Here is a 26,411-nt window from a genome sequence, read left to right on the forward strand (position 1 = left end):
CTACTGTTCAAGGTTCCGGGTTCAAGGTTCTCTTTTAAACTACTGTTCTTAGTAAGGTCAATTGGGATCAATTCTTCATTGTTTACAGGTATTTCGTCAGGCATAGGAAAATACAGGGGAAGGCCTCTTCCCTAAGCAACCTGGAGTCTCTTTTCCATCATCTTAATGACATCCTTGAACATTCCTGATGCTTTAAAAACCTCGACACCTATCAGGTTTCCTGACGAGTCGAGCTCAGCATGCACTCCCGGAGAGAGTTCAACAACTTCTGCCTCTTCTCCCTCTTTAGCCAAATAGAGAATATCTTCTTTTTCATCATAAAAAACTTTAAAATCTTCTATCATCCTTTCCTCCATCTTCCATTCCTTACCCTGTTCTCCTTCTGCCCTGCCTTAAGAGGATGAATGGTCAATAGCTTTACAATATCATCTTCATAATCAAATACGACCATCACATCTCTTTTTTTATTATATAAATTCACTTCCATTATTGCGACATAATACTTTGTCTCCTCGTCATAATATCTCTCTGCAGATTGTTTGATGATTACAGCAGGCAAGTCATAGTCGCTTTTTTTACTTTCAGTCTATTTTCTAAATGTTCAGAATATTTTATTTTCATCTTTATCTACTCATCATTAAAGAGGTCAGGTCTCCACATTACACATTGAAAAACACTACCGCGTCTATTGCGTTTATTGCGTTAATAGCGTTCATTGAGTTTATTGGGTTTATTGAGTTCAAGATGAAAACCGTTCTATGTTCCGAGGTCAAAGTTCAAGGTCAAGTCAGCTGGCAGCTCATGGCATTAATGACGTTAATAGAGTTCATGGGGTTTGTAGAGTCGACAGCGGGCACATAAGGGCTCCGATCATCGGAGAGATTTTCTGTAATTCGTTCAAATATTGTCCATCATAGGGTCAGCGAATAGCTAATGTTTCAATGATTTAATGACCAATTTAATATGTTTCTTGAATTCTGGGAGATTATTGTTGATCGTATCCCATACTGCTTCAACATCGACTCCAAAGTAATTATGAATAAGTATATCCCGGAAACCTGCTGCTTCTTTCCACGCTATTTCAGGATACTTATTTCTCACCTCTTTGGGTATATTTTTCACTGCTTCACCTATAATTTCGAAGTTTCTCATAACAGCATCTACAACCAGCTGATTTCTTTTGAGATCACCCAGAGACATATTTTTAGTGTATTTCTCAATCTTTCTGATGCTGTCGAGGATGTCATGGAGGAACAGCAAGGGATCTCTCTGCTTTTTAGACATATTCAACTTCACTGAGGATGCTTTTCTTTAATATTGGTTTGATGGCATTCTTCATGACCAGATCAACCTTTTTGCCGAGTAGGTTTTCGAGATAATATTTCAGTCGCATGAAATTAAAAAAATCTTTATGACCCCGTTGAAAATCAATGAGAATGTCTACATCGCTCTTAGCAGTATTAGAACTCTTCACAGACGAACCGAAAATTCCAATTTCTTTTACGTGGAATGTCTGTTCCATGTATGGCTTAGATTCCTCTAACGTTTCTTTCAACCCAATGAGATTCATAAAATCATTTTACCATAAGGAACAAGGTTCGAGGCACGACTGTTAGTTGAGTTTATTGAGTCTATAGGGTTTATCGAGTTTGTTGCGTTCGGTTAAAAGACTGTTTGTAGCGTTTATTGGGTTCGATTAAAAGACTGTTTATAGGGTTTATTGAGTTCAATACAAAAACCGTTTCCATGTTCAAGGTTTGACAGTCGTGAACTGTGAAGGGGGCATTTTATAGATACTATTTCAACCCCGCCTGTTTCAATATCGAAAGAACTGTACCACGTGGCAGTTCTCTTTTATGATAGGGGACGGTTACTCTCTTTTTTGTGGTTTTATTGTAGTACACCCTGTGGCTACCTGTTTGATGATCGAGCTCAAATCCGTTTTGCAGCAATAATCTGACGACTTGCTCAGCGGTGAGCGACGGAATCTTAGGCATATTTTAGGGTCAATACGCCTTCAAAAGTATTCGAGTCGTCGAGGATTTCTTCTCCCTGTTTTTCAACGCTTTTCAGGTACGCCTCAATTGCATCCTTAGCCATTTCTTTTGCCTCTTCAACTGTTTCTCCGTAGGTAATACATCCCGGCAAAGATGGCACAATAACCGTATATCCTCCCTCCGGTTCAGGCCTTAACACAATCCGGTATGACAATTCTTTAGTCTTCATATGCACCTCACAAGATTATTATACCATGCCGAACAGGAGAACAAACTCTGAGTTGATAGCTCATAGCGTTAATGACGTTGATAGAGTTCATTGGGTTTATTGAGTTTATTGAGTTCATTGCGTTTGTTGGGTTCGATTAAAAGACTGTTTGTTGCGTTCATTGGGTTCAATCTGCGAGCAAACGAACAAACCTGGTTTTATTCAATCTCATATGCGGGGCTGACGGTAATCTCCTCAATGCGCTCAAAATGTTTCCTGTTTCTAGTAAGAAGCGCCAGATTTTTTGCCCATGCCGTAGCTGCAATAAGATAATCGATAAGCATGTCCTGTCTTTCACCATACTTCCTGATCAATGCAAAATATTTCCGGTTGATTTGGTCGTCTATTCTGAGCACTCTTGTTTTTAAGAGCAGATTCATTATTTTCTGTCTTTCAGAATCTTTCAGTCCTCGTTTCGACAGGAGTTCTTTTGTGGTAAGAATTGAACAGTGCAGCACAATATCTTTTGATTTGAATAATTCCCTGGCCGGTTTTACTTCCTTCAGTGCATCAATAAATATATCGGTATCTATCAGGAGTTTGATTTTTGCCATTCAATAAGTTCTGCAATGAATTTTTTCCCGGTCTTCACTTTTTTCGCCTGTTTTTTTCTCAATTCTTTCACATATTCACTGCTGTCCGGGATATCCATGTATGAAAACTCTTCTTCTTTTTCTTTAAGAAACTGTGCGAAATTGACCAAGACTTTAAGCTTATCATTTGGCAAATCTCTGGTGATATTGAGTATCTCTTTCTTATAATCAACAGCAAAGCCCATAGTCCCTCCAATGGTAAAAAGTTGTTATACTCCATTGTATCATATTCATTGCAGCATCTCACAGGGGCAGGTCCTCCACAGTACACTTTGAAAACTACTAACGCGTTTATTGGGTTTATTGGGTTTATTGCGTTAAATCAGTGAGCAGGCTATCAAGTGGAAAAGCCTGCAAGCGTCCAAACTACCCAGCGGTTCGTATCCATTTGGCACGTTTTGCTGACAAAATCACGAGATAATCTCTGAATTGCTCCTGTGAATAAAGACGTAGGAAGGGCATCAGTATTTTCAAAACTTTTTCAGAGGTTGTTGGATGAACTTTCAACCGAATAACTCCAAGATGCCTGCTCAGAGGCAAAATAACCCAATCGCCAAAATGCTCATCAAGCGTTATCAGAATGCGACTTTCAGATATAGCCTTATTCAGAATCTGCCGGTCATCCGCCCTTGCCTGTCATGTTTCTGATGCACGAATGACATCGTGTCCCTTTTCGCGTAACGCTTGTGCTACCTCCCTGATCAAGATAAAGCCTTAAGCTTTCAGGCATGTACGGCTTTGAGGTCTGTATGGTCTATTGTTGCTCTCGCATAGCTGAGAGCGGCATGAATATCGTCACGGGTTAATTCGGGATACCCTGAGAGTATTGTATCCCAGGTTTTTCCCTCAGCCAGCTGCTCAAGAATCACGGTTATAGGAATTCTGGTTCCCTTAATCACCGGTTTTCCGTTGCACACTCTTGGATCAAGTTCGATTCGTTTTTTTAAGTCCATAATATAATCCACTCACCAATCATTATAGCACAGCTGGCAAGGGAACAAGCCAGCGGGCTGGAAAGCCGGCAAAATAGTTCATTAAGTCAAGGAAAAGAACAGAGTCAGGTCTCCATATTTCACATTTAATGACCGTAAAGCGTGAGTCGTGAACTGTGAAGAATTCTTCGCTGATACGCCTATGTTTTATAAATATTATCGTGGTGATCAAAATCAAAGAGTGTTACAATTTATTGTTTCTCGTCTGTTTCGTATACGAGAACAAACGAACCGCCGACAGGGACTCTCCGTTTGTTCTGCAAGGGCTTTCTGAGAGGTTTAAACCGATAGGGGTCGATAAGTATATCCTGCACTTTATTATGAATGAGGCGGAGGAGCTCCTTATCTTTTTTCTGGAGCTTCTTGAATTTCCTGTCAAGGCTTTCCTTGACGGCAAGCCTGTACATTACTTCAGACCGTATCTTTTCCTAAAATCTTCTACCGGAATAGTCTTTTCCAGTCCAATATCTCGCATTCGCAGGATAAAATCTTCCCGCAGTTCGGGTTCATCAAGAAGCCCCTTTTTGATCTCCTTAACCTCCTGCTGCAAATCAACGACCTGTTTATAAATATCTTCAAGGGCAACGTTCTTCATGTTTTATAGCCTCCTAAAACATATGATAGCATATCTTTGGAACGAACAAGCCGGCAAGCGGGCAAACGAATAGCTGATAGCTCATAGCGTTAATGACGTTAATAGAGTTCATGGGGTTTGTAGAGTTTATATGGTTCTTTGTGTTTATGGAATAAATATACCGTATGGTCTTTATCCATAAATAGCAACTGCTTCGAAGAATTCATGTTCGTACACAGCCAGAGATCAGGATCAGGCATCAACTTCACACACTGAAAAACGCAAAACGTACATCTTATGCTGTTTTTTTGTGCAGTTCCTTGTAGGGCCTGATTTTTGCCAGCAAAGTCTGTTTTTTTTGTCTTGCGGCATAGAGATCATGCTGATTCTGGAGGTTCAGCCACAGCTCTGGCGTTGTTCCGAAGTACCGGGAGAGCTTGATCGCCATTTCAGGGCTAATGTTTCTCTTTTCATTCACAATCTCATTGACAGTCCTGAATGTCGTATCGAGCTCTTTTGCCAGCTGCGACTGTGAAAGGCCGAGCGGATCAAGGAATTCTTCCTTTAATATCTCTCCCGGATGTGTCGGCTTCCTTGTCATGTTCGACATCCTGCTATCACTCCTCTCTAATGATAATCGGAAATTTCAACTTCATATGCATCAGATTCTTTGAATCGGAATACTATCCGGTACTGGTCGTTGATTCTTATGCTATATTTCCCTCTATATTTTCCCTTTAGTGCCTCAAGCCGGTTGCCGGGAGGCGCTTTCAAATCCTCCAGAGTCCTTGCCGCATTCAAATAATCAAGCTTCCTCAAGCCTGTTTTGCAAACAGCTTGTGAGAATTTCCGGCTCCGCCCTGTCATGAACAACTCTTTGGTCTCTCTGTCTGCAAAAGACCGTATCACGAACTTGTTACAGTATAACACATAAGGTTATATACTTCAACCGAGCAAGCTGACAAGCCGATAGCACATAGCTGACAGGGGAAAATGCCATTAAAATGGGGCGCGTCTCAATATTTGACATTAATTCTGTTCATAGCGCATTGCGTTTGTTGAGTTTGGTGAGTTTATAGCGTTCTTGTAACAGACGCAGATAAGGGAAATCGCGTACGCAGAACCGGATAACAGAGCTATTTTTTGGATGTGGCGGTTTTATAATACTGCGTGTACCATTCGACGAACCTGCTGATGCCGTCCCTGATGTTTGTGGAAGGCGCAAACCCTGTATCGGCTGTGAGGTCATCGATATCGGCATATGTTGCAGGAACGTCTCCGGGCTGGATCGGGAGGAGGTTTTTCCGTGCTTTTTTCCCAAGGCACTCTTCGAGCGTCTCAATGAACCTCATAAGCTCAACAGGATTGTTGTTGCCGATGTTATACAGCCTGTACCGTGCACAACTCGATGAGGGGTCAGGCTTGTTTCCGTTCCAGCGTTTGTCAGAACCGGGGATTCGCCGGATTATCCGCACAACTCCCTCGACGATATCATCGATGTAGGTGAAATCTCTCTGCATCTTCCCGAAATTGAAAACGTCGATCTGCTTCCCCTCAAGAATAGCCTTAGTAAATATGAACAACGCCATATCCGGCCTGCCCCATGGGCCATACACCGTGAAGAACCGTAGCCCGGTTGCGGGTATTCCATACAGATAGCTGTAAGTGTGCGCCATCAGCTCATTCGCCTTTTTTGTTGCGGCATACAGGGAGATGGGGTGATCGACATTATGATGCGTGGAAAAAGGCATTTTGGTATTCAGTCCGTACACGGAGCTTGACGAGGCGAACACAAGATGTCTCACTCCATGATGCCTGCACCCCTCGAGAATGTTCAGAAACCCGTATATGTTGCTGTCCATATAGGCATAAGGGTTGATCAGCGAATACCTCACTCCCGCCTGGGCAGCGAGATTGACCACATAATCGAATTTTTCTTCCCTGAAAAGTCTGAGAACCTTGTCCCTCTGTTCAAGTGCCATTTTATGGAACCTGAAATTCTCTTTATCCCGTATCTGTTTCAGCCGCGCCTTCTTGAGATTCACATCGTAGTAATCATTCATGTTATCGATGCCCACAACGTGATACCCTTTTTCGAGAAGCCTTCTGCTGAGATGGAAGCCGATAAACCCTGCAGCGCCGGTAACAAGAATCTTTGAGGCGGTTCTTTTTTTGTTCATAGAATGTATTTCCTTTCCACACTCAGGCTTTCAGGATCTTTTTGCTCTTTATTCCTGCGGTAGCGTTCCGCGTGTCCACAACCAGGCGACTGTTCTTCACAATCCATGAGTAGTTATACTGGGAATGGTTGGTGATGATCACTGTGCAGTCATACTTCTTCAGCATCTTTTGCGACAGCGCAATGCTCTTCATCGAAAGGTGCGGATAATGACGCATACCGGAAATAGAGAGAATATGGGGGTCGTTGTATTCCACCCTCGCTCCCTTATCTTTCAGGATGTCGATTATCTCGACCGCGGGTGATTCCCGTATGTCATCGGCGTCTTTCTTGTAGGCAACACCCAGAACAAGTATCTTTGCATGCTGCAGGCATTTGCCGTGTGTATTCAGTCCGTCTATGATTTTTGCGACCACGTAGTGCGGCATTGCCGTATTGATCTCACCCGCGAGTTCGATAAACCGGGTGTTAAAGTCGTACTCCTTCGCTTTCCATGTAAGATAGAATGGGTCGATGGGAATGCAGTGCCCGCCGAGACCGGGCCCCGGATAAAACGGCATAAATCCGAAGGGCTTGGTCGAGGAGGCCGCAATGACCTCCCAGATATCGATTCCCATCCTGTCGGCAAGCATCTTCATCTCATTCACCAGCGCGATATTCACCCCGCGGAAGATGTTCTCGAGCAGTTTCGTGAACTCGGCAACCTCGGGCGAAGAGACGGCGATAACAGTATCAATGGTCTGTTCGTATAACGTTTTCCCGGCTCTGATACACGCAGGAGTCATCCCCCCGACGACTTTCGGGATGTTTTTTGTAGTGAAACTGGGGTTGCCGGGGTCCTCGCGTTCAGGAGAGAAGACGAGGAAAAAATCTTTTCCTGCCTTCAGCCTTTTGCGTTCGAATTTCGGCAGAAGGATTTCCCGCGTAGTGCCCGGATATGTCGTACTTTCGAGAGAGATGAGCTGCCCTTTCCGCAGATAGCGTGCTATCTCGTCAGAGGTCTTCTCCACATAGCTCAGGTCCGGCTCCTTGTTCTTCTTCAATGGGGTAGGCACGCAGATGATGATACAGTCCATTTCCGCGAGCTTCGAGTAGTCAGCCGTGGCCCGGAATCTCTTCTTTTCCTTTAACGCCTGTATTTTTACGGAGGGGATATGCTTGATATAGCTCTCGCCCCGGTTCAGCCTGTCCACTTTTTTCCGGTCGATATCGAAGCCTGTCACCGGAAAGCCTTCTTCGGAATAGCGTATGACCAGGGGAAGCCCCACATAGCCAAGGCCGATGATCCCGATCCGTGCGGTCCTCGATTGTATCTTGCCGATTAGGTCCATATTATCTCCTCTTTATAATCAATGGCCGATTTTCGCGCATATACTTCAGGAGGCATCCCAAGATTTTCCCGTCAGGGTCTGAGATACCATGCATATGTCCTGCGTATGCCTTCTTCAAGGCTGATCTTCGGCTTCCAGCCGAGGGACTGAATCTTCGACACGTCAAGGAGCTTCCGGGGGGTGCCGTCCGGTTTCGATGAATCCCATACGAGTTCTCCGTCAAAGCCGATGATGTCTTTCACCATCATTGCAAGATCCCTGATAGTGGTGTCCGTTCCTGTGCCTATGTTCACAAACTCGCCGATCTCCCGGCTTCCGTATCTCTCCATAAGAAACACGCATGCCTCTGCGAGGTCGTCGACATGCAGAAACTCCCTGTAGGGGTTTCCGGTTCCCCAGAGTTCCACACGCACCTGCATGTCACGAGAGACCGGGTTTTTCATTCCTTTCGAAAAAAGCCGAATCCCGTATCGTGAAAGGATTCGGAGAACATCGCGTTTATGAATATGATTTTTTCCGGAACTGCCAAGAGGATATTTTTTCAGATCCTTCCCTGCTGCATCAAAATCGCCATTGCGGAGGCATTTGCCGAGATGCATTTTTCTGATAAGCGCGGGCAGCACATGGGAGGTCATCAGGTTGAAATTATCATATGTGCCATAGAGATTTGTCGGCATGACGGAGATGAAGTCGGTTCCGTACTGCTCGTTGTAGTATCTGCAGAGTTTTATGGCAGATATCTTGGCTATCGCATATGGTTCGTTTGTTGGCTCAAGAAGACCGGTCAGAAGATACTCCTCTTTCAGGGGCTGCGGAGCGAGTTTCGGATAAATGCATGATGACCCGAGGTTGAGAAGTTTTTTCACGTTGCACTTATAGGCTGCATGAATAATGTTTGCTGCGATCATGAGGTTGTCATAGATGAATTCAGCCTTGAAGGTGCTGTTCGCAATGATTCCGCCGACCTTTGCCGCTGCGAGGAAGACGAAATCCGGCCGTTCCTTTTCGAAGAACCGCTCGGTCTCCTTCTGCCGTCTGAGGTCAAGCTGCCGTGAAGTCCTTGTTACGAGATTCGTAAACCCATGCTCTACAAGTTTCCGGAGGATTGCTGAACCGACAAGCCCTCTGTGGCCGGCGACATAGATTCTGGAATCTTTTTTCATGATACGTCCAGATGAATACCGGAATTCAGCATGTGATTCTCAGCACCGTTCCCTTATCTTTTCGTATTTTGCGAAGTCGTGCCTGGTATATGTGAAGCCTTTCTTTTCGCATATCCTGATTCCGTCGCCGACCGGGGTAAGATGGATGAGTTTCATGTCATAGTCGACCATGATCTTGACCAGTTCACTGAAGGTCGTACGCGGCGTCCATCCAAGTTTCTTCCGCGCCTTCGTGATATCAGCCTTCAGAAAATCGACCTCGGTAGGCCGGAAATATTTCGGGTCTATCTCTATTATGGTATCTCCGGCACGAAAGGTCGCGCATAATGACGGGTCCAGAGAACGGATCTTTCCCTTCTGCCTGACACCCTTGCCCTTCCATTCTATCTCGATACCCACATAGCTGAACGCTTCCTCAAGGAATTCCCTCACCGAATGACTTTCGCCTGTGCCGATCACAAAGTCTTCGGGGCTGTCCTGCTGGAGGATCAGCCACTGGCATTCCACATACTCCGGCGCAAATCCCCAGTCCCTTTTGGAATCAAGATTGCCGAGATAAAGTTTCCTCTGTTTGCCTGCCAGCATGTTTGCGAGTGCGCGGGTGATCTTTCTCGTAACAAACGTTTCCCCCCTGCGGGGAGATTCGTGGTTGAAAAGAATGCCGTTGCATGCGAACATGCGGTACCCTTCACGGTAATTCACTGTCATCCAGTAGGAATAGACCTTTGCTGCCGCATACGGGCTGCGCGGATAAAAGGGGGTGTGCTCATTCTGGGGCGGAGGCGAGGCGCCAAACATCTCGGATGAAGATGCCTGGTAAAACCGCGTCTTTATCCCGCTTCTCCTTATCGCATCCAGCAGCCTCGTGGTACCGATGGCGGTGATATCCCCGGTATATTCCGGCATGTCGAAGCTGACTTTTACATGGCTCTGCGCGGCAAGGTGGTAAATCTCCTCCGGCCTGATATTGTAAATGATGTCGGCAAGCTGCCCTGAATCAGAGAGGTCGCCGTAATGAAGGAAGAGCCGCGTGCCGGGGATATGGGGGTCTGTGTACACATGGTCGATCCTTCCGGTGTTGAAGGCGCTCGACCTTCTGATTAAACCGTGCACCTCGTAGTTCTTCGATAAGAGCAGTTCTGCAAGATACGAACCGTCCTGTCCGGTGATGCCGGTGATCAATGCCCGTTTCATGTCAATTCCCTTCCTTTGTATTTAGTATGTAATGCAAAATCTCTGCACAATCCTGAGAAGAAGGCGTACGGCAATCCAATTTTTATATTGATGCATGAGATTGCTTCGTCGCTCTGCTCCTCGCAATGACACCAAAATGACAAGTTTTAGAATGTCTGATACTGCGCTATGCTTCGTTCCTGCCGTACACATCATCTATGCGCACGATGTCGTCTTCGCCGACATATTCCCCGTTCTGGACCTCAATGATCTCGAGCGGAACCCTGCCGGGGTTTTCGAGCCTGTGGCGGGTTGATTTCGGGATATATACCGACTCGTTTTCATGGACAAGTTTTTCGATCTCGCCGATCGTCACCTTTGCTGCTCCCCTGACCACAACCCAGTGTTCAGACCGGTGGTAATGCATCTGCAGACTCAGACGTGCACCCGAGTTCACCACGATCCGCTTGATCTTGTACCGCTCCCCCTCCTCGAGGACCGTATAGTTTCCCCACGGACGGTACGTGGTCACATGTTCCGATGCCTCTTTCCGGTCTTCCTGTTTCAGGAGTTCCACAACCTCGCGCACCTTCTGGGTCTCCCCCTTTCTTGCGACCAGCACCGCATCTTCCGTATCAACAATCAGGCACTCCTCCATCCCGATCGTCGATATGAGACGCTTGCCGCTGATGATGAGGGTGTCCCTGGTATCGATGGTCAGGGTGTCCCCCATCTTTATGTTGCCCTTCTCATCCTTGTCAACCACGTCGTAGAGCGAGTCCCATGAGCCGATGTCGTTCCAGTAAATATCAAGCGGGAGTATCACCATCTTGTCTGATTTTTCCGCCACCGCATAGTCTATCGATATTGACGGCATCTGCCCGAAATCGGACAGCATGCTGTCAAAAGTCAGGTCGAGCATGTTCCTGATACCGGGCGCGAACCTTCTGAACTCGTCCGCCATGGTTCCGATGCTGAAGGCAAACATTCCCGAATTCCAGTAGTAATCTCCTTCTCTGATATATCGTTCCGCGGTATCGATATCGGGTTTTTCGGCAAATTTCTCAACCCGATAATACACGGGGGGAAGGTCTCCCTCCGTCTTGCTCTGTGCTCTTTGCTTTTCGCTCTTCGCTTTGATATACCCGTAGCCTGTTTCAGGTCTTGTCGGCTGAATGCCAAACGTCACGATACTGCCCTTTCCCGCAATGTCTCCGGAAAGGCTTACATATTCTGCAAACCGTTCTGCAGGCCTGATGATGTGGTCTGCAGGAGAGATGAACAGCACCTCGTCTTTTTTGCATCTGAGTTTCTCGGTGCAGTATTTCATGCCGAGCGCAATGGCCGGCGCAGTATTCTTCCCGACAGGTTCGAGGATGATATTGCTGACTGCAGCACTGTTCCGGTCTTCAGCTATTGCGCTAAGGTCGGACAGGACGTGGAATTTGTATTCGCTGTTCGTCATGACCACAATGTCGCCGGGAGAAAAGACATGCAGGAGCCTCTCGATCGTCTCACGGAGCAGGGATTTCTCACTGTTGAGCTTCAGGAACTGTTTCGGGTAGTTCTTCCTGCTCAGAGGCCAGAGTCTTGTCCCGGAACCTCCTGCAAGGACAAGCGCTTTCATGCTGCTGCACCCGGGGTGAAGAGTTCCGTATCACCTGCACTGGTAAGGAATCCGAATCTTTCCATGCTTCCTCCTTCCGGTATTGCACATATCGTTATTGTCCGTCTCATACTTCGGCTTCAGCCTTTTTCAGTTCCGCCCTCAGAAAAGCCTCATACCGCTTCAGGCTTTCTTCATCTTCCGCCTCGAAGCGGAGGACTATTACCGGCTGGGTGTTGCTCGAACGCACAAGTCCCCACCCCTTCTCGAACACAACCCTGGCCCCGTCTATGTCGTAGATCTTTTTTATCGGGAGAGGTCCGCTCCCTGATGAGGCGTAGTCCTTGCACCTTTGGACCAGCTTTGCGACTATCTCCCGTTTCTGATCGTCACGGCAGTCCATGCGTATTTCAGGGGTATAATGCATCCGTGGGATATCCGAGAGCAGTTCCCGGATGCCCATGCCAGAGATCTTCATGATCTCGACGAGCCGGAACGTGGTATAAATGGCATCGTCATACCCGAAGTAGTCATCGGCGATAAAGATATGTCCGCTGAACTCCCCGGCGAGGAGCGCGGATTCCTTTCGCATCTTGTCCTTCACAAGTGAGTGCCCTGTCTTCCACATGACCGGCACGCCGCCATTCTTCCCTATATCGTCAAACATAAGCTGAGAGCATTTCACATCACCGATGATGACCGCGCCGGGTTTCTTCTTCAGGATGTCCCGTGAGAGAACGATCATTATCTGGTCTCCCCATATGACGTTTCCTGCCCTGTCGACAACGCCTATCCTGTCTGCGTCACCATCATATCCCACGCCAATATCTGCATTTTCATTTTTTGTCAGGTGTATGAGATCAGTAATATATTCAACAACGGTGGGATCAGGATGGTGATTCGGGAATCTGCCGTCAGGTTCACAGTATAGCGGAAACACTGTGCACCCCATCGCCTCAAGAATATCAGGGGCGATGATGCCGGCGGTGCCGTTTCCTGCATCAACGACCACTTTCAGTATCCTGTATTTCCTGTCTGCGAGATAGGAAAATCGTGCCGTCATGAAACTGCGGTATGCAGCGACAATATCAAACGTCTCAACTGTACCCGGCTCCCGGTTTTCCCGCCAGTCATGATTCCGGATGATCTGCCTGATCCTCTGGATCTCATCTCCGAAGATCGTCTCCCTGCCAATGCTCAGCTTGAACCCGTTGTATTCAGGTGGGTTATGGCTGCCGGTCACCATGATGCCGCCGTCAAGATCCAGGTGATGGAGGGAGAAATACTGCAGGGGCGTCGGGCAGAGACCCACGTCGTATACATGTATTCCGCCTGCGGTAATTCCCCGGATAAGGGCTGCTGCCAGTGCGTCTGAACTGACCCTCGCATCCCTCCCGATACTCACCCGTTTTGCCAAAGGATTCACCTGTCTGAGCCGCGTCACAAATGCCCTGCCGAGCATTAAGGCGAAGTCCTCCGAGAGTTCCTCTCCTGCAATCCCGCGTATATCGTATTCTCTGAATATCCTGTCTTCCATCGTCTGCATGCCTTCGGGCTTATGCCTTTACCTTGCTTTTCACCCATTCCATGTTTTCCCGGTACCACTGCACCGTTCGTTCGATCCCTCCGGAAAAATGCGTCTTCACCTTCCATCCGAGGTGTTCGGTGATTTTATGCGAATTGAGGGAATACCTGAAATCATGCCCCGGTCTGTCCTTCACGAATTCTATGAGGTCTTCAGGTTTTCCAAGTATCGCAAGAATACTTTTCACTACATCTATGTTTCTCTTCTCCTCGCCGCTTCCGATATTATAGATCTCCCCGGCCCTTCCTTTTTCGAGTATCTCGAACACCGCACCCGCGCAATCGGACACGAATAGCCACTCTCTCACATTTTCCCCCTTTGCATACACCGGGACTTTTCTGTCGCTCAGCGCATTCATGATGATTACAGGGATGAGCTTTTCAGGATACTGCCAGGGGCCGTAGTTGTTCGAGGGCCTGACCGTGATCACCGGCAGTCCGTGCGTCCTGTGATATGCACGTCCGAGCATGTCAGCAGCAGCTTTGCTGACCGAATAGGGGGAACTGGGGTTGAGCGGCGTGGTTTCATGGAACTGACCGTCTTTCCCGAGATCGCCGTACACCTCATCAGTCGACACATTGATGAATCTGCCGATTCCATATGTTTTCGCGATATCAAGAAGCACCTGTGTGCCTTTCACGTTGGCGTCGATAAACGGGGATGCGTCATCGATGCTTCTGTCGACATGGCTTTCCGCCGCCCAGTGTACGACCGCTTCCGGCCTTTCCGTCGCAAAGATTCTCTCAAGGGACGTCCTGTCGGTGATATCCACCCTCTGAAAGGAGATGCTCTGCATGACTTCCCGGACTCTTTGCATGTCACCGGCATAGCTGAGCGTGTCGATAACAGTAATGGCATATCCCCTCTGTACGCCCTGTCTCACGAATTCGCTGCCGATAAAGCCCGCCCCGCCTGTGACGAGGAGTTTCTGAATCATACTTTCTCCTTTCCAAACACGCTATTTACATAATTATCTATGCCGAATTTCCAGTCCGGGATCTCGACGTTCAGATCTTCCGCGAGTTTCCGGTTTGCCATGGCAGAAAAAAAAGGCCTTCTGGCCGGAGAAGGGAAGTATTCTGAAGCCACAGGGATAATGAGGTTGCGCATGCCGATTCTTTCCAAAAAATAACGTGCCACCTCATAGCGCGTGGCATATCCGCTGCTCGTAAGATGATAAAAACCCCTCAGGCCACGGTTCACCGCAAACATCGTGAGGTTCACGATGTTCCTTGTATATGTAGGAACCGATATCTGGTCACAGACGATCTTCAGTACCCTGGTCTTCTTTGCCCATTCACACAGCTTGAAGAGAAAGTTCTGTTCGCCCTCTCCGAAAACCCAGCTGACCCTGAACAGCAAGAAGTTATCATAGTCCTCCCTGAGAAAGTTTTCCCCAAGCAGCTTTGTTTTCCCATAATTGTTTATTGGGTTTGTTGGATCTTCTTCTGTGTAGAAATCCTCTTTTTTCCCGTCAAATACATAATCGCTGCTGTAATGGACCAGAAGGGCAGCATTTCTCTTACATGCAAGGGCGAGGTTTCTCACCCCCTGCGCATTTACCTTGTATGCACTGTCGAAATCGTCCTCAGCCTTATCCACAAAATTGTATGAGGCACAATTCACCACAACATCAGGGCCATACTCTGCCAGCGCCTTTTTCACGCTTTCAGGGCTGGTGATATCCATGGCATTTTTCTCAAGAGCTGTTACTTCATGAGCAAAGCTTTCGAGCGACTTCCGGAATTCCCTCGCGAGCTGGCCGTTTGCTCCGGTGATCAGGATTTTCATGAAACTCCGGATTCAGGCAAATGAAGAGAGGAAGGGTACAGCCTGCAACAGGCCGATAGTATGATCCTGCTCTCTTTGCAGGGAGATACCTTTTGTATTTTCACTGTTTATGATTTCCCGTACGTAAAGTTATTGTCTGCATCCTTCAGAAAAGGATGCCTGCTATCCTTGTCGGACAGCACAGGGTTTTCTACCGGCCATTGGATATTGATATCGGGATCGTTCCAGATAATTCCCCGGTCATTCTCAGGCGCATATTCCTGGGTGCATTTATAGAGCACACCGGCAGATTCATCCAGCACGACAAACCCATGGGCAAACCCGGGCGGTATGTAGAGCATACGATTATTTTCTTCAGAAAGTTCGGCACCTGTCCATTTGCCAAAGGAGGGAGACCCTTTCCGGATATCTGCGGCAACGTCGAAAATCCTTCCCTGCACGCACTGGACCAGTTTCCCCTGTGCATGAGGATTCTTCTGGTAATGGAGGCCGCGCAACACCCGGCCGGATGACCGTGAAAAATTGTCCTGTACGAAGTATTCGCTGATTCCTGCCCGGGCAAATCCTGAGTACCTGTATGTCTCCATGAAAAATCCCCGTGCGTCTGCGAAGACCCCGGGTTCGATGAGAATGACTTCGGGAATTGTAAGGCGATGAAACGTAAAAGGCATGGCTATGTGTTTCTGTGCAGAGTATCGGGAATCAGAATTACCAAATATCCGAATCCGTGCGAGTCACTCTGCTCATTTGATGAGCCGCAGGAGATATTTTCCGTATTCGTTATGGTTGAGGTTCTGGGCAAGTTTCGCAAGCTGCTCCTGATTGATATAGCCTTCTTTAAAGGCAATTTCTTCAATACAGGCTATCTTCAGGCCCTGTCTTTTTTCTATGGTAGCGATAAATTCGCCTGCTTCAAGAAGGCTTTCATGGGTGCCGGTGTCAAGCCATGCATATCCCCGTCCCATAAGTTCGACCCAGAGTTTGCCCTTTGAAAGATAGTCCAGATTGACATCGGTAATCTCAAGCTCTCCCCGCCGTGAAGGCCTGATGCTTTTTGCAACCTCAATAACCCTGTTGTCATAGAAATAGAGCCCTGTTATGGCATATTTGGACCTGGGATTTTTGGGTTTCTCCTCAATCGACAGGACATTCCCTTTTTCATCGAATTCGACCACGCCGTACCTTTCAGGATCTTTGACGTAGTACCCGAATACTGTCGCGCCCCCCTTTGTCCTGACGTCATGGGACGCCTTTTTGAGCATATCCGTAAACCCATGTCCGTAAAAGATATTGTCGCCCAGCACAAGGCATACGTTGTCAGTTCCTATGAATTTCTCACCCAGGATGAACGCCTCTGCGATGCCTCCGGGATGAGGCTGTTCCCTGTAGGAAAAATTGAGTCCCAAATGGGACCCGTCACCGAATATGGCAATAAAACGGGGAAGGTCCTGGGGTGTGGAGATGATCAGGATATCCCTGATCCCGGCGAGCATGAGCACGGAAAGCGGGTAGTAGACCATCGGTTTGTCATAGATGGGCAGCAACTGCTTGCAGACACTGATCGTCACCGGATAAAGACGTGTGCCGCTGCCACCTGCAAGGATTATTCCTTTCATAATTGCGTTATTGTATCTGACAAACCCGTACGCTTACAAGCGAAAGAAGGCAGGCTACCGCCATTACATGTCCGGAAGGCATGTTCGGGTTACCTGCAGATACCCTAAACCGATACATTGTACCTGCTACTTTGCTTTCTGCTGCCGGCAGCTTACCGCGTGCTTCTCACGGCATGCTGCTCACGCTTCCTGTCGTGTCACGCCACAGCCAGGCAAAAGCTGTCGAGTTCCACCCTAATGTGAATCGTATTCAGCAGGATCATTACTCTCTCTGATCCTCTGATTTCCTTTTCAAATATTCCGCAGAATTCCCTGAATGGGCCATCCTTTATACGGACTGCGTCCCCTTTGGCAAACCTTTGCATTCCGACCACTACAAGGTTGTCAGATTGCATATTATCCCTGATCGTCTCCATCACTTCATCCTGCACAGCCACAGGACTGCGTTTGCCGACGATATACCTCACGCCACGGGTAAATGTAATAAGGTGGGAATACCTGTCCGCATCGAAATTGGCAAAAAGATAACAGGGGAAAAGATTCTCAATCACGTCAGCAAGCCTGTTGCGACGGAATTTCCTCATCCTGATTTTTGGATTGAGAACCTCGATTCCGATCATCTGAAGGCGGGAGGCTACCGAGTCTTCTTTTCCGTGTTTTGTATAGATGGCATACCACATAATTTTATTTAAACATAATTATAATATATTTTTCGTAACTTATTAAGATATTTTGATTCTTCGGACATTTCCCCGACCAGTTCCTCTTGCACCTTGAGAAGAATATGTTTCTTCTCATAATTTCCGTCGGAAAAAGAAATCTACGGTTCTTCCGGGGATTCGGCACCAATCCTTGAATTCGCAAAAGCCATGCCAGAGATGGCCGCAAGCATCAGCGCATTTGACGGGATATGGAGGTTGAAATCGAATGCACTATGGACAGATATTGTCACTATTGATGACAGAAAGGATATCTTCAGGAATCCGGTTTTTCCATCCCACTTTCCCCTTGTTATGCAGATCATGAGAAGGATCAGGACAGCAAGCAGCAGGACTCCGCCTATTGCCCCTGTTTCAAGTATGAATTCGAGATAATCGTTATGTGCGTGGTCATACAGCAGCACTATTGGTTCAGGGGAATAAAGCTGAAACACATCGAGGAATGTCCCGAGTCCGCTGCCGGTAAGAGAGAAATCACTGAACGCCCTGAGTGTCTCTGCCCAGACCGCAATCCGGGCCTCTCGCGTGATGTCAGTCCTGTAAAACCTGTCGATCACAGGGTCGATTCCGATATACAACAGATAGAGGAACACGACAAGGAGGAAAGATGCAAGCGCCCAAATCTTTTTGGCCTTGAATTTCTTCCAGAAGAAGAAAAGGGCGAATACGGATATGCCGACCAGGAAACTGACAATTCCGGCCCTCGACAGCGAGAGAAAAAGGGAGACGGACATAATCACGCCGAAAAAGCCGAACAGCAGTTGCCTCTCGCGCCGCCGCCTGGTGAATGCGAGACCAAGGGTGAGGGGGACGAGCATGCCCATCAGCCCTGCATAATGATTTCTGTTCAGAAAAGGGCCAAAAGGGCTGCACTGGGGTATGTCCCTTATCCAGTAAATTTTTCCGTTCCATGCAGCCTTCTGGAGGATGGCGAATATGGCAAGTCCGAATCCGAAATATGCCAGTATCATGAGCATCTTTTCAACCGCATGCCTGTCCCGCATGCTGTATGCAAGAAGGACAAAAAAGGCGGCATAGGTCGCCATCCGGGAGAATTCGACCTGCGTCCTGTAGACATGAAGGCTTATATGCCCCGGGGCATTCACATCAACCGCATAGAAAGAATACAGTTCTGAAGACCGTGGAGACAGGTATTCCAGAACTGCCTGAGGAAACGGTATCATCTGTACTGCCAGGAAACCAAACAAAAGCGCCAGGGAAATGAACAGGAGTTTCTCCTGTGTTCCTCCGGCAGGATTGACCGTTTCGCTCTCTTCCACGGCTGCCCTCCTCACGATGAGCTGGAACATGCAGAGGCTCAGGACCGATACCTGGAGGACTGTCGCAGACCACATTTCAACAGCGCCGAAGCTCAGCACTGAAAATATGATAAGCGACGGAGCAATGACCGCTATTTTTGTACCAGTATGATCCCGTCTATCCATGCGCTCCCGCTGATTTTATTGTCCAGTTTGTCTGATCGTTCCCTGCGTATTTTTACGGTCAGCATACTGCATTCTGGGGGAACCTCGAATTCAATGCTGACCTCCCGCCAGAAGTTAGTGCCGGTGACAATATCCGACCTCTTATGCAGGCCTTTGCAGTCATGGCCGTCTACTGACAGAAAAAGGCCGTTCTTTGTGGTAATTGCGTGCGACTTGATATTTCCCCTGAGCAGGTACTTCCTCCCCGGTGAAACCCTCACAACCTGCGAGGCAACCGAAATGTCGGGATTCTGCATTCCATCGAAGGTTACGCCGAGGGAACGGTCTCCGAGAATATGCACATCCCTGTCAACAAATACATCGACACCCTTTGTCTCACTGATTTTCCAGTCAAACCCGCCGTTCAGTATCGGATACTCAAAACTTCCGTTCCACAGAGGTGCATTCATGCCACTGTCGTCCTCCTTGAATCTGCGCTCCCTGTATTCAGCCCAAATGCCTTCTGCCTCCTGATAAAAACGCCTTGATATCAGAAAATCAAGATACCGTATCAGCAGTTCATCTTCAACCTGTGTCCCTTTCATGGTATTCCATAGTTCTCCTGATTCACGTATCCTTTCTGAAGACATCAGGTACAGGAGATACCTTTTATAGTACTGATAGGAAGCGGGGATGAGATTCAAGAGGAGATACCGTGAATCCACGGGGATTTTCCAGAGCATGTCATATGCATCTTCCTGTCTCTCCGGCTTGAGAAGGACAAACTCCCTGAAGTGCTTCACTGACTTTTCGATATTGCCGTTTATCAGATGGAAAACCCCGGCTTCCCACATAACTGACGGGTTTTTTGGTATCAGTATGACCGCTCTTTCGATGGCGTATCCCGCTTCATCCGTCATTCCCGCGGTCTGATATGCCTTTGCGAGGTCAAGCCAGCACCCGCCCTGCAGCGGGCTGAGCCGCAGGGACTGCCGGTAATAGGCAATCGCCTTCTTTACCTCGGGATTCTCACGGTAATAATAATAACGGCCGAGAAGGTAGTTGGGAGTGGCGTTCCATCCGTCGAAATATACCGCGGTGAGAAGACGCTTTTCGCTTATGTCACTGAGGTAAAGCTGACCGATGAATGGTTTGGATATGAACCAGAGAGAGAAAAGATAGAGAGGGAAGACAAGAGAAACGATGAGAAGTCTGCGTTCATTTTTCTTCATTACTATAATAGTATTTATAGTAATTGTAATAGTAGCTGTATCTCATTGCACCCTGGTCGACCGAATTAAGCACCACCCCCAGTATCTTTGCGTTTACGCTGAGAAGCAGTCTTTTTGCCTCCTGAACTGCTTCCTTCGACGTTTGTCCTGACCGCACGACCATGATGACACCGTCCGTCCTGCTGCTGATGATCAGGGGGTCTGCGATGCCGAGAACCGGAGGGGTATCGATGACTATAAAGTTATACAACGGATAGAGTCCGTGAAGCAGGTCCTGAAAACGATATGATGTAAGCAACTCTGCAGGATTGGGGGGGACCGGTCCGGCTGCAATGATATCGAGATTATCTATGGTCGTCGGCTGTATGAGGCCGTCATCGAATTCTGCATTCCCTGACAGGAAGGTTGAGAGTCCTTTTGTGGTTTCAAGTTCAAACACGCGGTGGAGCCTCGGCTTTCGCATATCGGCATCGATGAGCACGACCTTTACGTCCGATTTCGTGAGACTGATGGCGGTGTTGATACTGGTTGTGGTCTTGCCCGCAGACCTTTCAGGACTCGTTACCATCAATATTCTCGGAGGCTTTCCGCCCGTCGACAGGAGGATAAATGTTCTTATGGAACGGTAGGCCTCTGCAATGGGGCTCCTGCCATCCGAATGGGATATGTATTCCACCGGCAGACTTTCTTTGCTCCCGGGATAATGGGGCACAAGCCCGAGCGGCGGAAGGGATACTTTTCTCTCGATGTCCTCGGGCGTTTTTATCGACCGGTCAAGGTATTCGGTAAAGAGTGCAAGCCCTATCCCGCCGAAAAGCCCGACAATGAGAGAAAGAAGGATATTCAGCGTTTTGTTCGGTTTGAAAGGATCTTTGGGAACTTCCGCATTGTCAAGGACCTGAATGTTGCTTGCGGTAAGGCTGGCCGACACGCCGGTTTCCTTGAGTCTCTGGAGGAGGCCGTTATAGAGTTCCTTGTTCGTATCCGCCTCTCTTTTCAGTATCTGATACTGGATTGCGCGCTGGTTGAGGTCAAGGGCCTCCTTCTTCTGGGAATCAAGTGTGACCATCAGCTGCTTCTCGCGTTTTACCGCAACCTCATAATCCTTCCTTACACTTACTACAACTTTTTTTGTTTCCTGATCAATCTTCTTCTTTACCTGGTTTGCATGTTCCTTCAGCCTCACCATCTTCGGATAATCCGGCTTATATGTCTTTAACAGCTCATTGTATTCTGCTTCAAGCGCTGCGTAGCTCTTTTTCAGCTCCATGATGAGCGGATTGTTCATCACCACAGAGCTGGATTCCTGTTCTCCGCTGTGTATTTCCCGGTAAAGCGCCTCTCTGCTGATTCTTTCTGCGGTTGCAGCGGTCATCTCGGTCGAGAGCTCGGAGAGCTTTTTCGACACAATACTTTCGCTGTCAGTGCCCTTGCCTTTGTCATCAGTTTTTTCGAGGAAGATGATCTGGTTTTTTGCAGCATACTCATTCAGCTTTTCTTCAGCCTGCTCCACTTTTGCCTTCATTACCTCAAGCTGTTTTTCGAGCCAGGCCCTGGCCTGATGTGTTGCCTCAAACTTGGATTCGATATTCAGATCGATGAAGGCCTCTCCGATTGCATCTGCTGCCCTCGCCGACAGCTGAGGGTCATAGGATACAAAACTCACATTGACAAGCCTTGACTTCTGGAGAGGAACAACGTCGATCCTGTCCAGAAACCTGTCGATGAGTTGTGAGCTTATGCTCACATCTTCAAGAAGGCTGTCCTGAGCCAGAAGCTCGCGTGAAGCCAGTCTGTTTTCCTTTCTCTCTTCAGGAACTGAAAATTCCGGGTAAACCGCAAGGTTAAGCGTACGAATCACCCGTTTCGCAAGATTTCTGGATTTTAAGACCTTGTATTGCGTCTGATAGTAGTCTTCTTCCGTCCTTTCAAGCCCGACGACATCCTTGAAGGCAAGAATGTTCGGATTTTCTTTTTCGATCTTCACGGTAATTGCAGACTTGTACAGGGGCTTTTTCAGAAATGTGCCGATAGTCACAGTCGTGACTATCGCAATCAGGAACGTGAGGACAACCCATTTCCTTCTCAGGATAATATTCAGATAATCCCTGAGATGGACTTCCTCCTCAGATGTTCCGGAGGAATAATACACCGGCTGGGGAGACGTCAGGTCATACTGACGGGGTTTGTCAAGCGCCCTGCCCTTCTCTTCGTTGGTGCCCTGTGCCATTCTCGGTCCTTCAGAATCCTTTTCCGAATGTGATAAAACCTTTCAGCGTACTGATGAACCCGCTGAAAAAGTTTTTCATCCCGCTCTCGGGCACAATGATAATATCGTTTTCCGAAAGCAGAATGTCCGGGAGTTCGCCCTTCCTGATCGCATCATAATCCGCGGTGATAATGTCCCTGTCACCCCTTCCGTTGTCCCTGAATATCCTTATGTCACTCTGGTGCGCCTCCGGAGCAAGTCCCTGGGCCATCGTAATCGCCTGAATAAAGGTGGTCTTTCCTTTCATGGTAAACGCCCCCGGGGTTTTCACTGCCCCATCTACAAACACCACTCCGCCCTTGGGCAGATTGATAACATCCCCGGCAAAAACAGGCACGTTCAGGCTAAAATTACTGTTTACAAGGAGTTCATTGAGATCGATCACCATCGTCTCAGCCCTGCTGTTCGGCATGTCTTTTACTGACGGACGGATCACATAGCAGATGTTTCCTGCATCTTCTTTCAGGCCGCCTGCGGTCATGAGCATGTCAATTAGATATCTCTGCCCGGTGACTGCATAGACCTGCGGATTGTTGACCGCGCCCACAACCGATATTCTCTGGCTGTGGTATTCCTTTACAAAGACATTGACCACGGTTTCCTGGACATACCTGTCGAGTCTTTTTGCTATCTCCTTTTCGAGTTCCGAAGTGGTCATGTTTTTTGCCCTGATGATGCCGACAAGCGGCAATGCGATATCACCCTGGGAATTGACCCTCACTGTTTTTTTGAGGTCTTCCACATTGTATGCTTCGATCTCAAGGAGATCTTCCGGTCCGATGCGGTAGTCATCCGTTGCGCTTGTCCTGCTCGCCGCACTCACCATAATGGCTTCATTCAGTTTTTCGGTCTTCTTTTTTGCTGAAAGGTCAAGGGTCGGCGGGGTCTTGGATGCATGGTCAGAAGCGCACCCTGTGAAAAGCATGAACAATGCAATACACAAAGACAGAATAGGCTGTTTCCTGCACATGAAACAGTTTATTTTATAAACCCTGCAGGACTGTGAACCCCATCCCCACGATATGAATCTAAGGCAGTCACACCTGCACCGGTAATGAATGCTCCTGTTATCATCAGCTGAATTGATGCGTCATTCAGTCCGTTTTCTGCCGGGGTATATCCCAATGCCTTGTCTTCTCCTTCAAGGGAAGCAAAAAGACGCTCACCGGTATTGAGGATTCTCGCTTCGAGCGCCGGACCGCTTACGGCAATCCCCCCATGGAGGCTTCTGATAAATGTGCCTTCGGGACCGCGAATGATCATGCCCTGGATATTCTTAAACGAAGGAGCGCCGGGACCAGCCACAAGGGAATAATATCCGCCTGTCTGCCGGGTGACAGAAACGGTCGCTTCTTTTGTAGTTACCGTCAGGGAGGCAGATGGGGGTACCGCAAATAATACCGTGCCTTTCTCAAGCGCAACAGAGTAATTGCCCTGTGCTGCCTCAATAGAGACTTCGGTCGCCTGTGCAAGGTCAATCCTTGCACCATCTTTTGTGGTGATGAAGACAACCCCGTCACTTGTGCGAATCTTTGAAGATTTGAACAGCGGGTAGATATCAGGAACCCGGCTCCATTTTCCGGTCGACGAACTGATCTCAACACCGCCTGTAGACTTAATTTCCCCGAATGCCACGGTGTCCTGCGCTGAAGCGCCGGGAGAAAAGCATACCCCTGTCAGTACAGCAGCGAAGAGTGCACAGCATGTTATCAAGAAACAGTATCTTTCCATAAAAATTACTAAATACTTAAACCACTACTTTACACTTTTAGCGAATTTTCCAGAAAAAGTCAAGTTTTATTTTTATATAATGCAGTTACTTTATTTAATAAAAGAAATGCTTGAAGTGTACGTGATAACCCAACGAACCTCAGTTCCCGCTGCGGACAAAAGGTTCTGACGGCCAGGCCTCCGGCCCGTGTTATCACACGATTCAGGCTCCGCCGAAGCCGATGCTCACCTTCCCTTCCTCAACTATGACCGGCACTTTCCGTATGCCCCCTGAAAGCACCAGCATCTCCTCAAACTTCTCGCTGTCTTCAATTACATCGAAATACTGTGCTGATTCTCCGAAAGCCGCAAGGGCCTTTCCGGTATAGGGTCAACCCTTTTTTCCATAGATGACTATACCTTCCATTGTCGCTCCCTTCCTCCTTCATGAGATCCCTGATAACTGCTCTGTGTACTCCTATGCATTGAGATATCTCCGGGGGTTTTCTGTAATACACCTGTGCACCATCTGTCTCGCATAGCCTATGCGTATGAGTCTGCCGGCAGACTCGGTCACTGTCATGCTTCCGCCGAGAAGTCTGCCCTTTGCATCAGAAATGGCTTTTTCCGGACGTTGAGAAGTGTTTGTCCCCTTCACCATATCCGACACGATGAGAATCCTTTTGTGATCTTTTGCGCGGAATATCAGGCCGAGCGTCTCCGGGTGAAGATGATACGGGTCTGCGATAACCTCAATATACACATCCCTGTTTAGGAGCCCGAACCCGGCTATCCCGGGTTCCCGGTGATGCATCCCCCGCATGGCATTAAAGATATGGGTAATCCCGCGTGCTCCCGCCCTGAACCCGGCCTCTGCTTCGGCAAACGTCGCATCAGAGTGTCCCATATTGACAATCACCCCCTTCTGGGAGACTTCTTTTATCAGCCGCAGCGCTCCCGGCATTTCAGGAGCAATTGTAATAATCCTGACCACCTCTTCGAATCCCTCAGTGAGTCTCCTGTAGGTGTATTCTGCCGGATTGCTCAGAAATCGTTTTTTGAGCGCCCCGCACTGTACCGGATTCAGAAATGGGCCTTCAAGATGTATCCCGATAATTCTTGCTGCCCCTTTTCTGCTGCCCATTGCCTGCTGTACATCCATCGCCTTGGCAACTGTCAGCATGTGGTCTCTCATGGTGTGTATCGCAGACGGATACACCGAAAGGACTATTTCAGAGACCCCTTGCGCGCCATGGAGCTCAGCGATTTTCAGGATCTCCTCTGCCCTGGTCGTCTGCGTGTCATACCCGGCAATACCATGCGTATGGAGGTCGGTGGTTCTCATCTGAAAGTATGATACCACAGGAAGAACAGGCCTCCGCACGAATTGTTACAGGGCAGTTGGAGTTTTCCGCGGAGAACTGTATTCTATAATTAATGACACACATGAACCGTGACCACATTACCCTGGGTAACTTCACCATGGATAGTCTTGATCAGCTCATCCGCAACGCTGCTGCGTTCGGCGATATTGGGAGCAGGATAGCATTTCTGTCCGCACATCTCATCGGTACGGAGTATGCGGAAGCAACTCTCGTGGGAAGCAGCGATATCCCCGAGGCATTTGTCATTAATCTTCAGGGCGTGGACTGTTTTACCTTTCTTGAATATGTCGAGGCGATGCGCCTGTCAGGTTCTTTTCCTGAGTTCAGCGAGAACCTACAAAGAGTGCGGTACAGGGACGGAATAGTCGATTTCTCCCGCAGAAACCATTTCTTCACTGACTGGAAAGAATGGAATGCAGGGCATATCTCCGATGTGACAGAAAATGTCGGATCATCTGCGGTGCGGAAGGTCACGAAGAGGTTGAATGACAGGGAAGACGGGACGCTTTTCCTCCCCGGCATCATGCCCGTTCAGCGGGATATCCGCTATATTCCTTCTGAGCGTATTGACGACGCGGTAAAGGCGTCATTAAGAACAGGAGACTATGCGGGGATATACACCGAACTCAAGGGACTGGACGTCTCGCATGTCGGGATTGTGATCAGGGAGGGAGAAACTCTCCGGCTGAGACACGCTTCCTCGCAAAAACAGATGAAAAAAGTTGTTGATCAGGATTTCAGCAACTACATGTCGGACAAGCCCGGCATTCTCGTATTCAGGCCGGTGATGAATTCGGCTTGAGC

Annotated in this window: 32 protein-coding genes and 1 pseudogene; 1 reads left to right on the forward strand and 32 read right to left on the reverse strand. The window is 48.1% G+C overall.

Features of this window, described 5'->3' with window-relative positions; translation table 11 throughout:
* Positions 1–131 precede the first annotated feature (131 nt).
* The 32 genes and pseudogenes from AB1552_04890 to AB1552_05045 form a co-directional block, all read right to left on the reverse strand.
* Entirely contained in the window at positions 132–344 is a 213-nt protein-coding gene (locus AB1552_04890) for a DUF2283 domain-containing protein (protein MEW6053115.1), read from the reverse strand.
* Positions 341–559, reverse strand: a complete 219-nt coding sequence (locus tag AB1552_04895) for a hypothetical protein (GenBank protein ID MEW6053116.1) — start codon at positions 557–559, stop codon at positions 341–343. The genes AB1552_04890 and AB1552_04895 overlap by 4 nt, the downstream gene beginning before the upstream one ends.
* Before the next feature lie 371 nt (positions 560–930).
* Positions 931–1,284 carry a DUF86 domain-containing protein gene (locus AB1552_04900; GenBank protein MEW6053117.1) on the reverse strand — a complete coding sequence of 118 codons (354 nt, stop codon included), beginning with the start codon at positions 1,282–1,284 and terminating at the stop codon, positions 931–933.
* Positions 1,277–1,570, reverse strand: a complete 294-nt coding sequence (locus tag AB1552_04905) for a nucleotidyltransferase family protein (protein MEW6053118.1) — start codon at positions 1,568–1,570, stop codon at positions 1,277–1,279. Before AB1552_04905 ends, AB1552_04900 begins: the two co-directional genes overlap by 8 nt.
* Before the next feature lie 226 nt (positions 1,571–1,796).
* Entirely contained in the window at positions 1,797–1,997 is a 201-nt protein-coding gene (locus AB1552_04910; GenBank protein MEW6053119.1) for a type II toxin-antitoxin system HicA family toxin, read from the reverse strand.
* Positions 1,990–2,226: a type II toxin-antitoxin system HicB family antitoxin gene (locus AB1552_04915; GenBank protein ID MEW6053120.1), complete on the reverse strand. Its 237-nt coding sequence runs from the start codon at positions 2,224–2,226 to the stop codon at positions 1,990–1,992. The genes AB1552_04910 and AB1552_04915 overlap by 8 nt, the downstream gene beginning before the upstream one ends.
* Before the next feature lie 197 nt (positions 2,227–2,423).
* Positions 2,424–2,819 (reverse strand): PIN domain-containing protein, encoded by a 396-nt coding sequence (locus AB1552_04920; GenBank protein ID MEW6053121.1) that lies wholly within the window; start codon positions 2,817–2,819, stop codon positions 2,424–2,426.
* A complete protein-coding gene (locus AB1552_04925) occupies positions 2,798–3,043 on the reverse strand; it encodes a hypothetical protein (GenBank protein ID MEW6053122.1) in 246 nt (81 codons plus the stop codon). Before AB1552_04925 ends, AB1552_04920 begins: the two co-directional genes overlap by 22 nt.
* Before the next feature lie 181 nt (positions 3,044–3,224).
* Positions 3,225–3,479: pseudogene (locus AB1552_04930) on the reverse strand (DUF5615 family PIN-like protein).
* 101 nt (positions 3,480–3,580) lie between these two features.
* A complete protein-coding gene (locus AB1552_04935; protein MEW6053123.1) occupies positions 3,581–3,811 on the reverse strand; it encodes a DUF433 domain-containing protein in 231 nt (76 codons plus the stop codon).
* A 230-nt stretch (positions 3,812–4,041) separates the two neighbouring features.
* A complete protein-coding gene (locus AB1552_04940; GenBank protein ID MEW6053124.1) occupies positions 4,042–4,257 on the reverse strand; it encodes a type II toxin-antitoxin system mRNA interferase toxin, RelE/StbE family in 216 nt (71 codons plus the stop codon).
* The gene (locus AB1552_04945; GenBank protein ID MEW6053125.1) at positions 4,257–4,445 is read right to left on the reverse strand and encodes a hypothetical protein; all 189 of its coding nucleotides are present in this window, start codon (positions 4,443–4,445) and stop codon (positions 4,257–4,259) included. The genes AB1552_04940 and AB1552_04945 overlap by 1 nt, the downstream gene beginning before the upstream one ends.
* 274 nt (positions 4,446–4,719) lie before the next feature.
* Complete coding sequence (locus tag AB1552_04950) at positions 4,720–5,025, reverse strand: HigA family addiction module antitoxin (protein MEW6053126.1); 306 nt, start codon at positions 5,023–5,025, stop codon at positions 4,720–4,722.
* A 26-nt stretch (positions 5,026–5,051) separates the two neighbouring features.
* Positions 5,052–5,333 carry a type II toxin-antitoxin system RelE/ParE family toxin gene (locus tag AB1552_04955; protein MEW6053127.1) on the reverse strand — a complete coding sequence of 94 codons (282 nt, stop codon included), beginning with the start codon at positions 5,331–5,333 and terminating at the stop codon, positions 5,052–5,054.
* A gap of 227 nt (positions 5,334–5,560) precedes the next feature.
* Positions 5,561–6,604: an NAD-dependent epimerase gene (locus AB1552_04960; protein ID MEW6053128.1), complete on the reverse strand. Its 1,044-nt coding sequence runs from the start codon at positions 6,602–6,604 to the stop codon at positions 5,561–5,563.
* Positions 6,605–6,626: 22 nt separating this feature from the next.
* A complete protein-coding gene (locus AB1552_04965; GenBank protein ID MEW6053129.1) occupies positions 6,627–7,934 on the reverse strand; it encodes a nucleotide sugar dehydrogenase in 1,308 nt (435 codons plus the stop codon).
* A 71-nt stretch (positions 7,935–8,005) separates the two neighbouring features.
* Complete coding sequence (locus AB1552_04970; protein MEW6053130.1) at positions 8,006–9,097, reverse strand: GDP-L-fucose synthase; 1,092 nt, start codon at positions 9,095–9,097, stop codon at positions 8,006–8,008.
* A 39-nt stretch (positions 9,098–9,136) separates the two neighbouring features.
* Entirely contained in the window at positions 9,137–10,291 is a 1,155-nt protein-coding gene (gene gmd / locus AB1552_04975; GenBank protein ID MEW6053131.1) for a GDP-mannose 4,6-dehydratase, read from the reverse strand.
* A 166-nt stretch (positions 10,292–10,457) separates the two neighbouring features.
* Positions 10,458–11,897: a mannose-1-phosphate guanylyltransferase/mannose-6-phosphate isomerase gene (locus tag AB1552_04980; protein MEW6053132.1), complete on the reverse strand. Its 1,440-nt coding sequence runs from the start codon at positions 11,895–11,897 to the stop codon at positions 10,458–10,460.
* 106 nt (positions 11,898–12,003) lie between these two features.
* A complete protein-coding gene (locus AB1552_04985; GenBank protein MEW6053133.1) occupies positions 12,004–13,413 on the reverse strand; it encodes a phosphomannomutase/phosphoglucomutase in 1,410 nt (469 codons plus the stop codon).
* 19 nt (positions 13,414–13,432) lie between these two features.
* The gene (gene rfbB, locus AB1552_04990) at positions 13,433–14,398 is read right to left on the reverse strand and encodes a dTDP-glucose 4,6-dehydratase (protein ID MEW6053134.1); all 966 of its coding nucleotides are present in this window, start codon (positions 14,396–14,398) and stop codon (positions 13,433–13,435) included.
* A complete protein-coding gene (rfbD, locus tag AB1552_04995; GenBank protein ID MEW6053135.1) occupies positions 14,395–15,252 on the reverse strand; it encodes a dTDP-4-dehydrorhamnose reductase in 858 nt (285 codons plus the stop codon). The genes rfbB and rfbD overlap by 4 nt, the downstream gene beginning before the upstream one ends.
* A 107-nt stretch (positions 15,253–15,359) precedes the next feature.
* Entirely contained in the window at positions 15,360–15,923 is a 564-nt protein-coding gene (gene rfbC, locus AB1552_05000) for a dTDP-4-dehydrorhamnose 3,5-epimerase (protein ID MEW6053136.1), read from the reverse strand.
* A 72-nt stretch (positions 15,924–15,995) separates the two neighbouring features.
* Positions 15,996–16,868, reverse strand: coding sequence for a glucose-1-phosphate thymidylyltransferase RfbA (rfbA, locus tag AB1552_05005; GenBank protein MEW6053137.1), 873 nt, complete (start codon positions 16,866–16,868; stop codon positions 15,996–15,998).
* 197 nt (positions 16,869–17,065) lie between these two features.
* Positions 17,066–17,548 carry a transcription termination/antitermination NusG family protein gene (locus AB1552_05010; protein ID MEW6053138.1) on the reverse strand — a complete coding sequence of 161 codons (483 nt, stop codon included), beginning with the start codon at positions 17,546–17,548 and terminating at the stop codon, positions 17,066–17,068.
* 140 nt (positions 17,549–17,688) lie between these two features.
* Complete coding sequence (locus tag AB1552_05015) at positions 17,689–19,032, reverse strand: O-antigen ligase family protein (GenBank protein MEW6053139.1); 1,344 nt, start codon at positions 19,030–19,032, stop codon at positions 17,689–17,691.
* On the reverse strand, positions 18,999–20,243 hold the full coding sequence (locus tag AB1552_05020) for a hypothetical protein (GenBank protein MEW6053140.1): 1,245 nt from the start codon (positions 20,241–20,243) through the stop codon (positions 18,999–19,001). The genes AB1552_05015 and AB1552_05020 overlap by 34 nt, the downstream gene beginning before the upstream one ends.
* Positions 20,230–22,473, reverse strand: coding sequence for a polysaccharide biosynthesis tyrosine autokinase (locus AB1552_05025; GenBank protein MEW6053141.1), 2,244 nt, complete (start codon positions 22,471–22,473; stop codon positions 20,230–20,232). Before AB1552_05025 ends, AB1552_05020 begins: the two co-directional genes overlap by 14 nt.
* A 10-nt stretch (positions 22,474–22,483) precedes the next feature.
* Entirely contained in the window at positions 22,484–23,437 is a 954-nt protein-coding gene (locus AB1552_05030; protein MEW6053142.1) for a polysaccharide biosynthesis/export family protein, read from the reverse strand.
* A 53-nt stretch (positions 23,438–23,490) separates the two neighbouring features.
* Entirely contained in the window at positions 23,491–24,147 is a 657-nt protein-coding gene (locus AB1552_05035) for a FecR domain-containing protein (GenBank protein MEW6053143.1), read from the reverse strand.
* 298 nt (positions 24,148–24,445) lie between these two features.
* The gene (locus AB1552_05040) at positions 24,446–24,649 is read right to left on the reverse strand and encodes a UXX-star (seleno)protein family 1 (GenBank protein ID MEW6053144.1); all 204 of its coding nucleotides are present in this window, start codon (positions 24,647–24,649) and stop codon (positions 24,446–24,448) included.
* Positions 24,650–24,700: 51 nt separating this feature from the next.
* Complete coding sequence (locus tag AB1552_05045; protein MEW6053145.1) at positions 24,701–25,585, reverse strand: hypothetical protein; 885 nt, start codon at positions 25,583–25,585, stop codon at positions 24,701–24,703.
* 83 nt (positions 25,586–25,668) lie between these two features.
* Here AB1552_05045 and AB1552_05050 point away from each other — a divergent pair, with 83 nt between their 5' ends.
* Positions 25,669–26,409 (forward strand): N-acetylmuramoyl-L-alanine amidase-like domain-containing protein, encoded by a 741-nt coding sequence (locus AB1552_05050; GenBank protein ID MEW6053146.1) that lies wholly within the window; start codon positions 25,669–25,671, stop codon positions 26,407–26,409.
* Positions 26,410–26,411 lie beyond the last annotated feature (2 nt).

The sequence above is a fragment of the Nitrospirota bacterium genome, assembly GCA_040754395.1.
In the GTDB taxonomy this organism is placed as follows: domain Bacteria; phylum Nitrospirota; class Thermodesulfovibrionia; order Thermodesulfovibrionales; family SM23-35; genus JBFMCL01.

Excerpts from the sequence above, each read along its gene's own strand:
- AB1552_04890 (MEW6053115.1), bottom strand. The coding sequence starts at position 344 with ATGATAGAAGATTTTAAAGTTTTTTATGATGAAAAAGAAGATATTCTC.
- AB1552_04900 (MEW6053117.1), bottom strand. The coding sequence starts at position 1,284 with ATGTCTAAAAAGCAGAGAGATCCCTTGCTGTTCCTCCATGACATCCTC.
- AB1552_04905 (MEW6053118.1), bottom strand. The coding sequence starts at position 1,570 with ATGAATCTCATTGGGTTGAAAGAAACGTTAGAGGAATCTAAGCCATAC.
- AB1552_04910 (MEW6053119.1), bottom strand. The coding sequence starts at position 1,997 with ATGCCTAAGATTCCGTCGCTCACCGCTGAGCAAGTCGTCAGATTATTG.
- AB1552_04915 (MEW6053120.1), bottom strand. The coding sequence starts at position 2,226 with ATGAAGACTAAAGAATTGTCATACCGGATTGTGTTAAGGCCTGAACCG.
- AB1552_04920 (MEW6053121.1), bottom strand. The coding sequence starts at position 2,819 with ATGGCAAAAATCAAACTCCTGATAGATACCGATATATTTATTGATGCA.
- AB1552_04925 (MEW6053122.1), bottom strand. The coding sequence starts at position 3,043 with ATGGGCTTTGCTGTTGATTATAAGAAAGAGATACTCAATATCACCAGA.
- AB1552_04935 (MEW6053123.1), bottom strand. The coding sequence starts at position 3,811 with ATGGACTTAAAAAAACGAATCGAACTTGATCCAAGAGTGTGCAACGGA.
- AB1552_04940 (MEW6053124.1), bottom strand. The coding sequence starts at position 4,257 with ATGTACAGGCTTGCCGTCAAGGAAAGCCTTGACAGGAAATTCAAGAAG.
- AB1552_04945 (MEW6053125.1), bottom strand. The coding sequence starts at position 4,445 with ATGAAGAACGTTGCCCTTGAAGATATTTATAAACAGGTCGTTGATTTG.
- AB1552_04950 (MEW6053126.1), bottom strand. The coding sequence starts at position 5,025 with ATGACAAGGAAGCCGACACATCCGGGAGAGATATTAAAGGAAGAATTC.
- AB1552_04960 (MEW6053128.1), bottom strand. The coding sequence starts at position 6,604 with ATGAACAAAAAAAGAACCGCCTCAAAGATTCTTGTTACCGGCGCTGCA.
- AB1552_04965 (MEW6053129.1), bottom strand. The coding sequence starts at position 7,934 with ATGGACCTAATCGGCAAGATACAATCGAGGACCGCACGGATCGGGATC.
- AB1552_04970 (MEW6053130.1), bottom strand. The coding sequence starts at position 9,097 with ATGAAAAAAGATTCCAGAATCTATGTCGCCGGCCACAGAGGGCTTGTC.
- gmd (MEW6053131.1), bottom strand. The coding sequence starts at position 10,291 with ATGAAACGGGCATTGATCACCGGCATCACCGGACAGGACGGTTCGTAT.
- AB1552_04980 (MEW6053132.1), bottom strand. The coding sequence starts at position 11,897 with ATGAAAGCGCTTGTCCTTGCAGGAGGTTCCGGGACAAGACTCTGGCCT.
- AB1552_04985 (MEW6053133.1), bottom strand. The coding sequence starts at position 13,413 with ATGGAAGACAGGATATTCAGAGAATACGATATACGCGGGATTGCAGGA.
- rfbB (MEW6053134.1), bottom strand. The coding sequence starts at position 14,398 with ATGATTCAGAAACTCCTCGTCACAGGCGGGGCGGGCTTTATCGGCAGC.
- rfbD (MEW6053135.1), bottom strand. The coding sequence starts at position 15,252 with ATGAAAATCCTGATCACCGGAGCAAACGGCCAGCTCGCGAGGGAATTC.
- rfbC (MEW6053136.1), bottom strand. The coding sequence starts at position 15,923 with ATGCCTTTTACGTTTCATCGCCTTACAATTCCCGAAGTCATTCTCATC.
- rfbA (MEW6053137.1), bottom strand. The coding sequence starts at position 16,868 with ATGAAAGGAATAATCCTTGCAGGTGGCAGCGGCACACGTCTTTATCCG.
- AB1552_05010 (MEW6053138.1), bottom strand. The coding sequence starts at position 17,548 with ATGTGGTATGCCATCTATACAAAACACGGAAAAGAAGACTCGGTAGCC.
- AB1552_05015 (MEW6053139.1), bottom strand. The coding sequence starts at position 19,032 with ATGGATAGACGGGATCATACTGGTACAAAAATAGCGGTCATTGCTCCG.
- AB1552_05020 (MEW6053140.1), bottom strand. The coding sequence starts at position 20,243 with ATGAAGAAAAATGAACGCAGACTTCTCATCGTTTCTCTTGTCTTCCCT.
- AB1552_05025 (MEW6053141.1), bottom strand. The coding sequence starts at position 22,473 with ATGGCACAGGGCACCAACGAAGAGAAGGGCAGGGCGCTTGACAAACCC.
- AB1552_05030 (MEW6053142.1), bottom strand. The coding sequence starts at position 23,437 with ATGCTTTTCACAGGGTGCGCTTCTGACCATGCATCCAAGACCCCGCCG.
- AB1552_05050 (MEW6053146.1), top strand. The coding sequence starts at position 25,669 with ATGAACCGTGACCACATTACCCTGGGTAACTTCACCATGGATAGTCTT.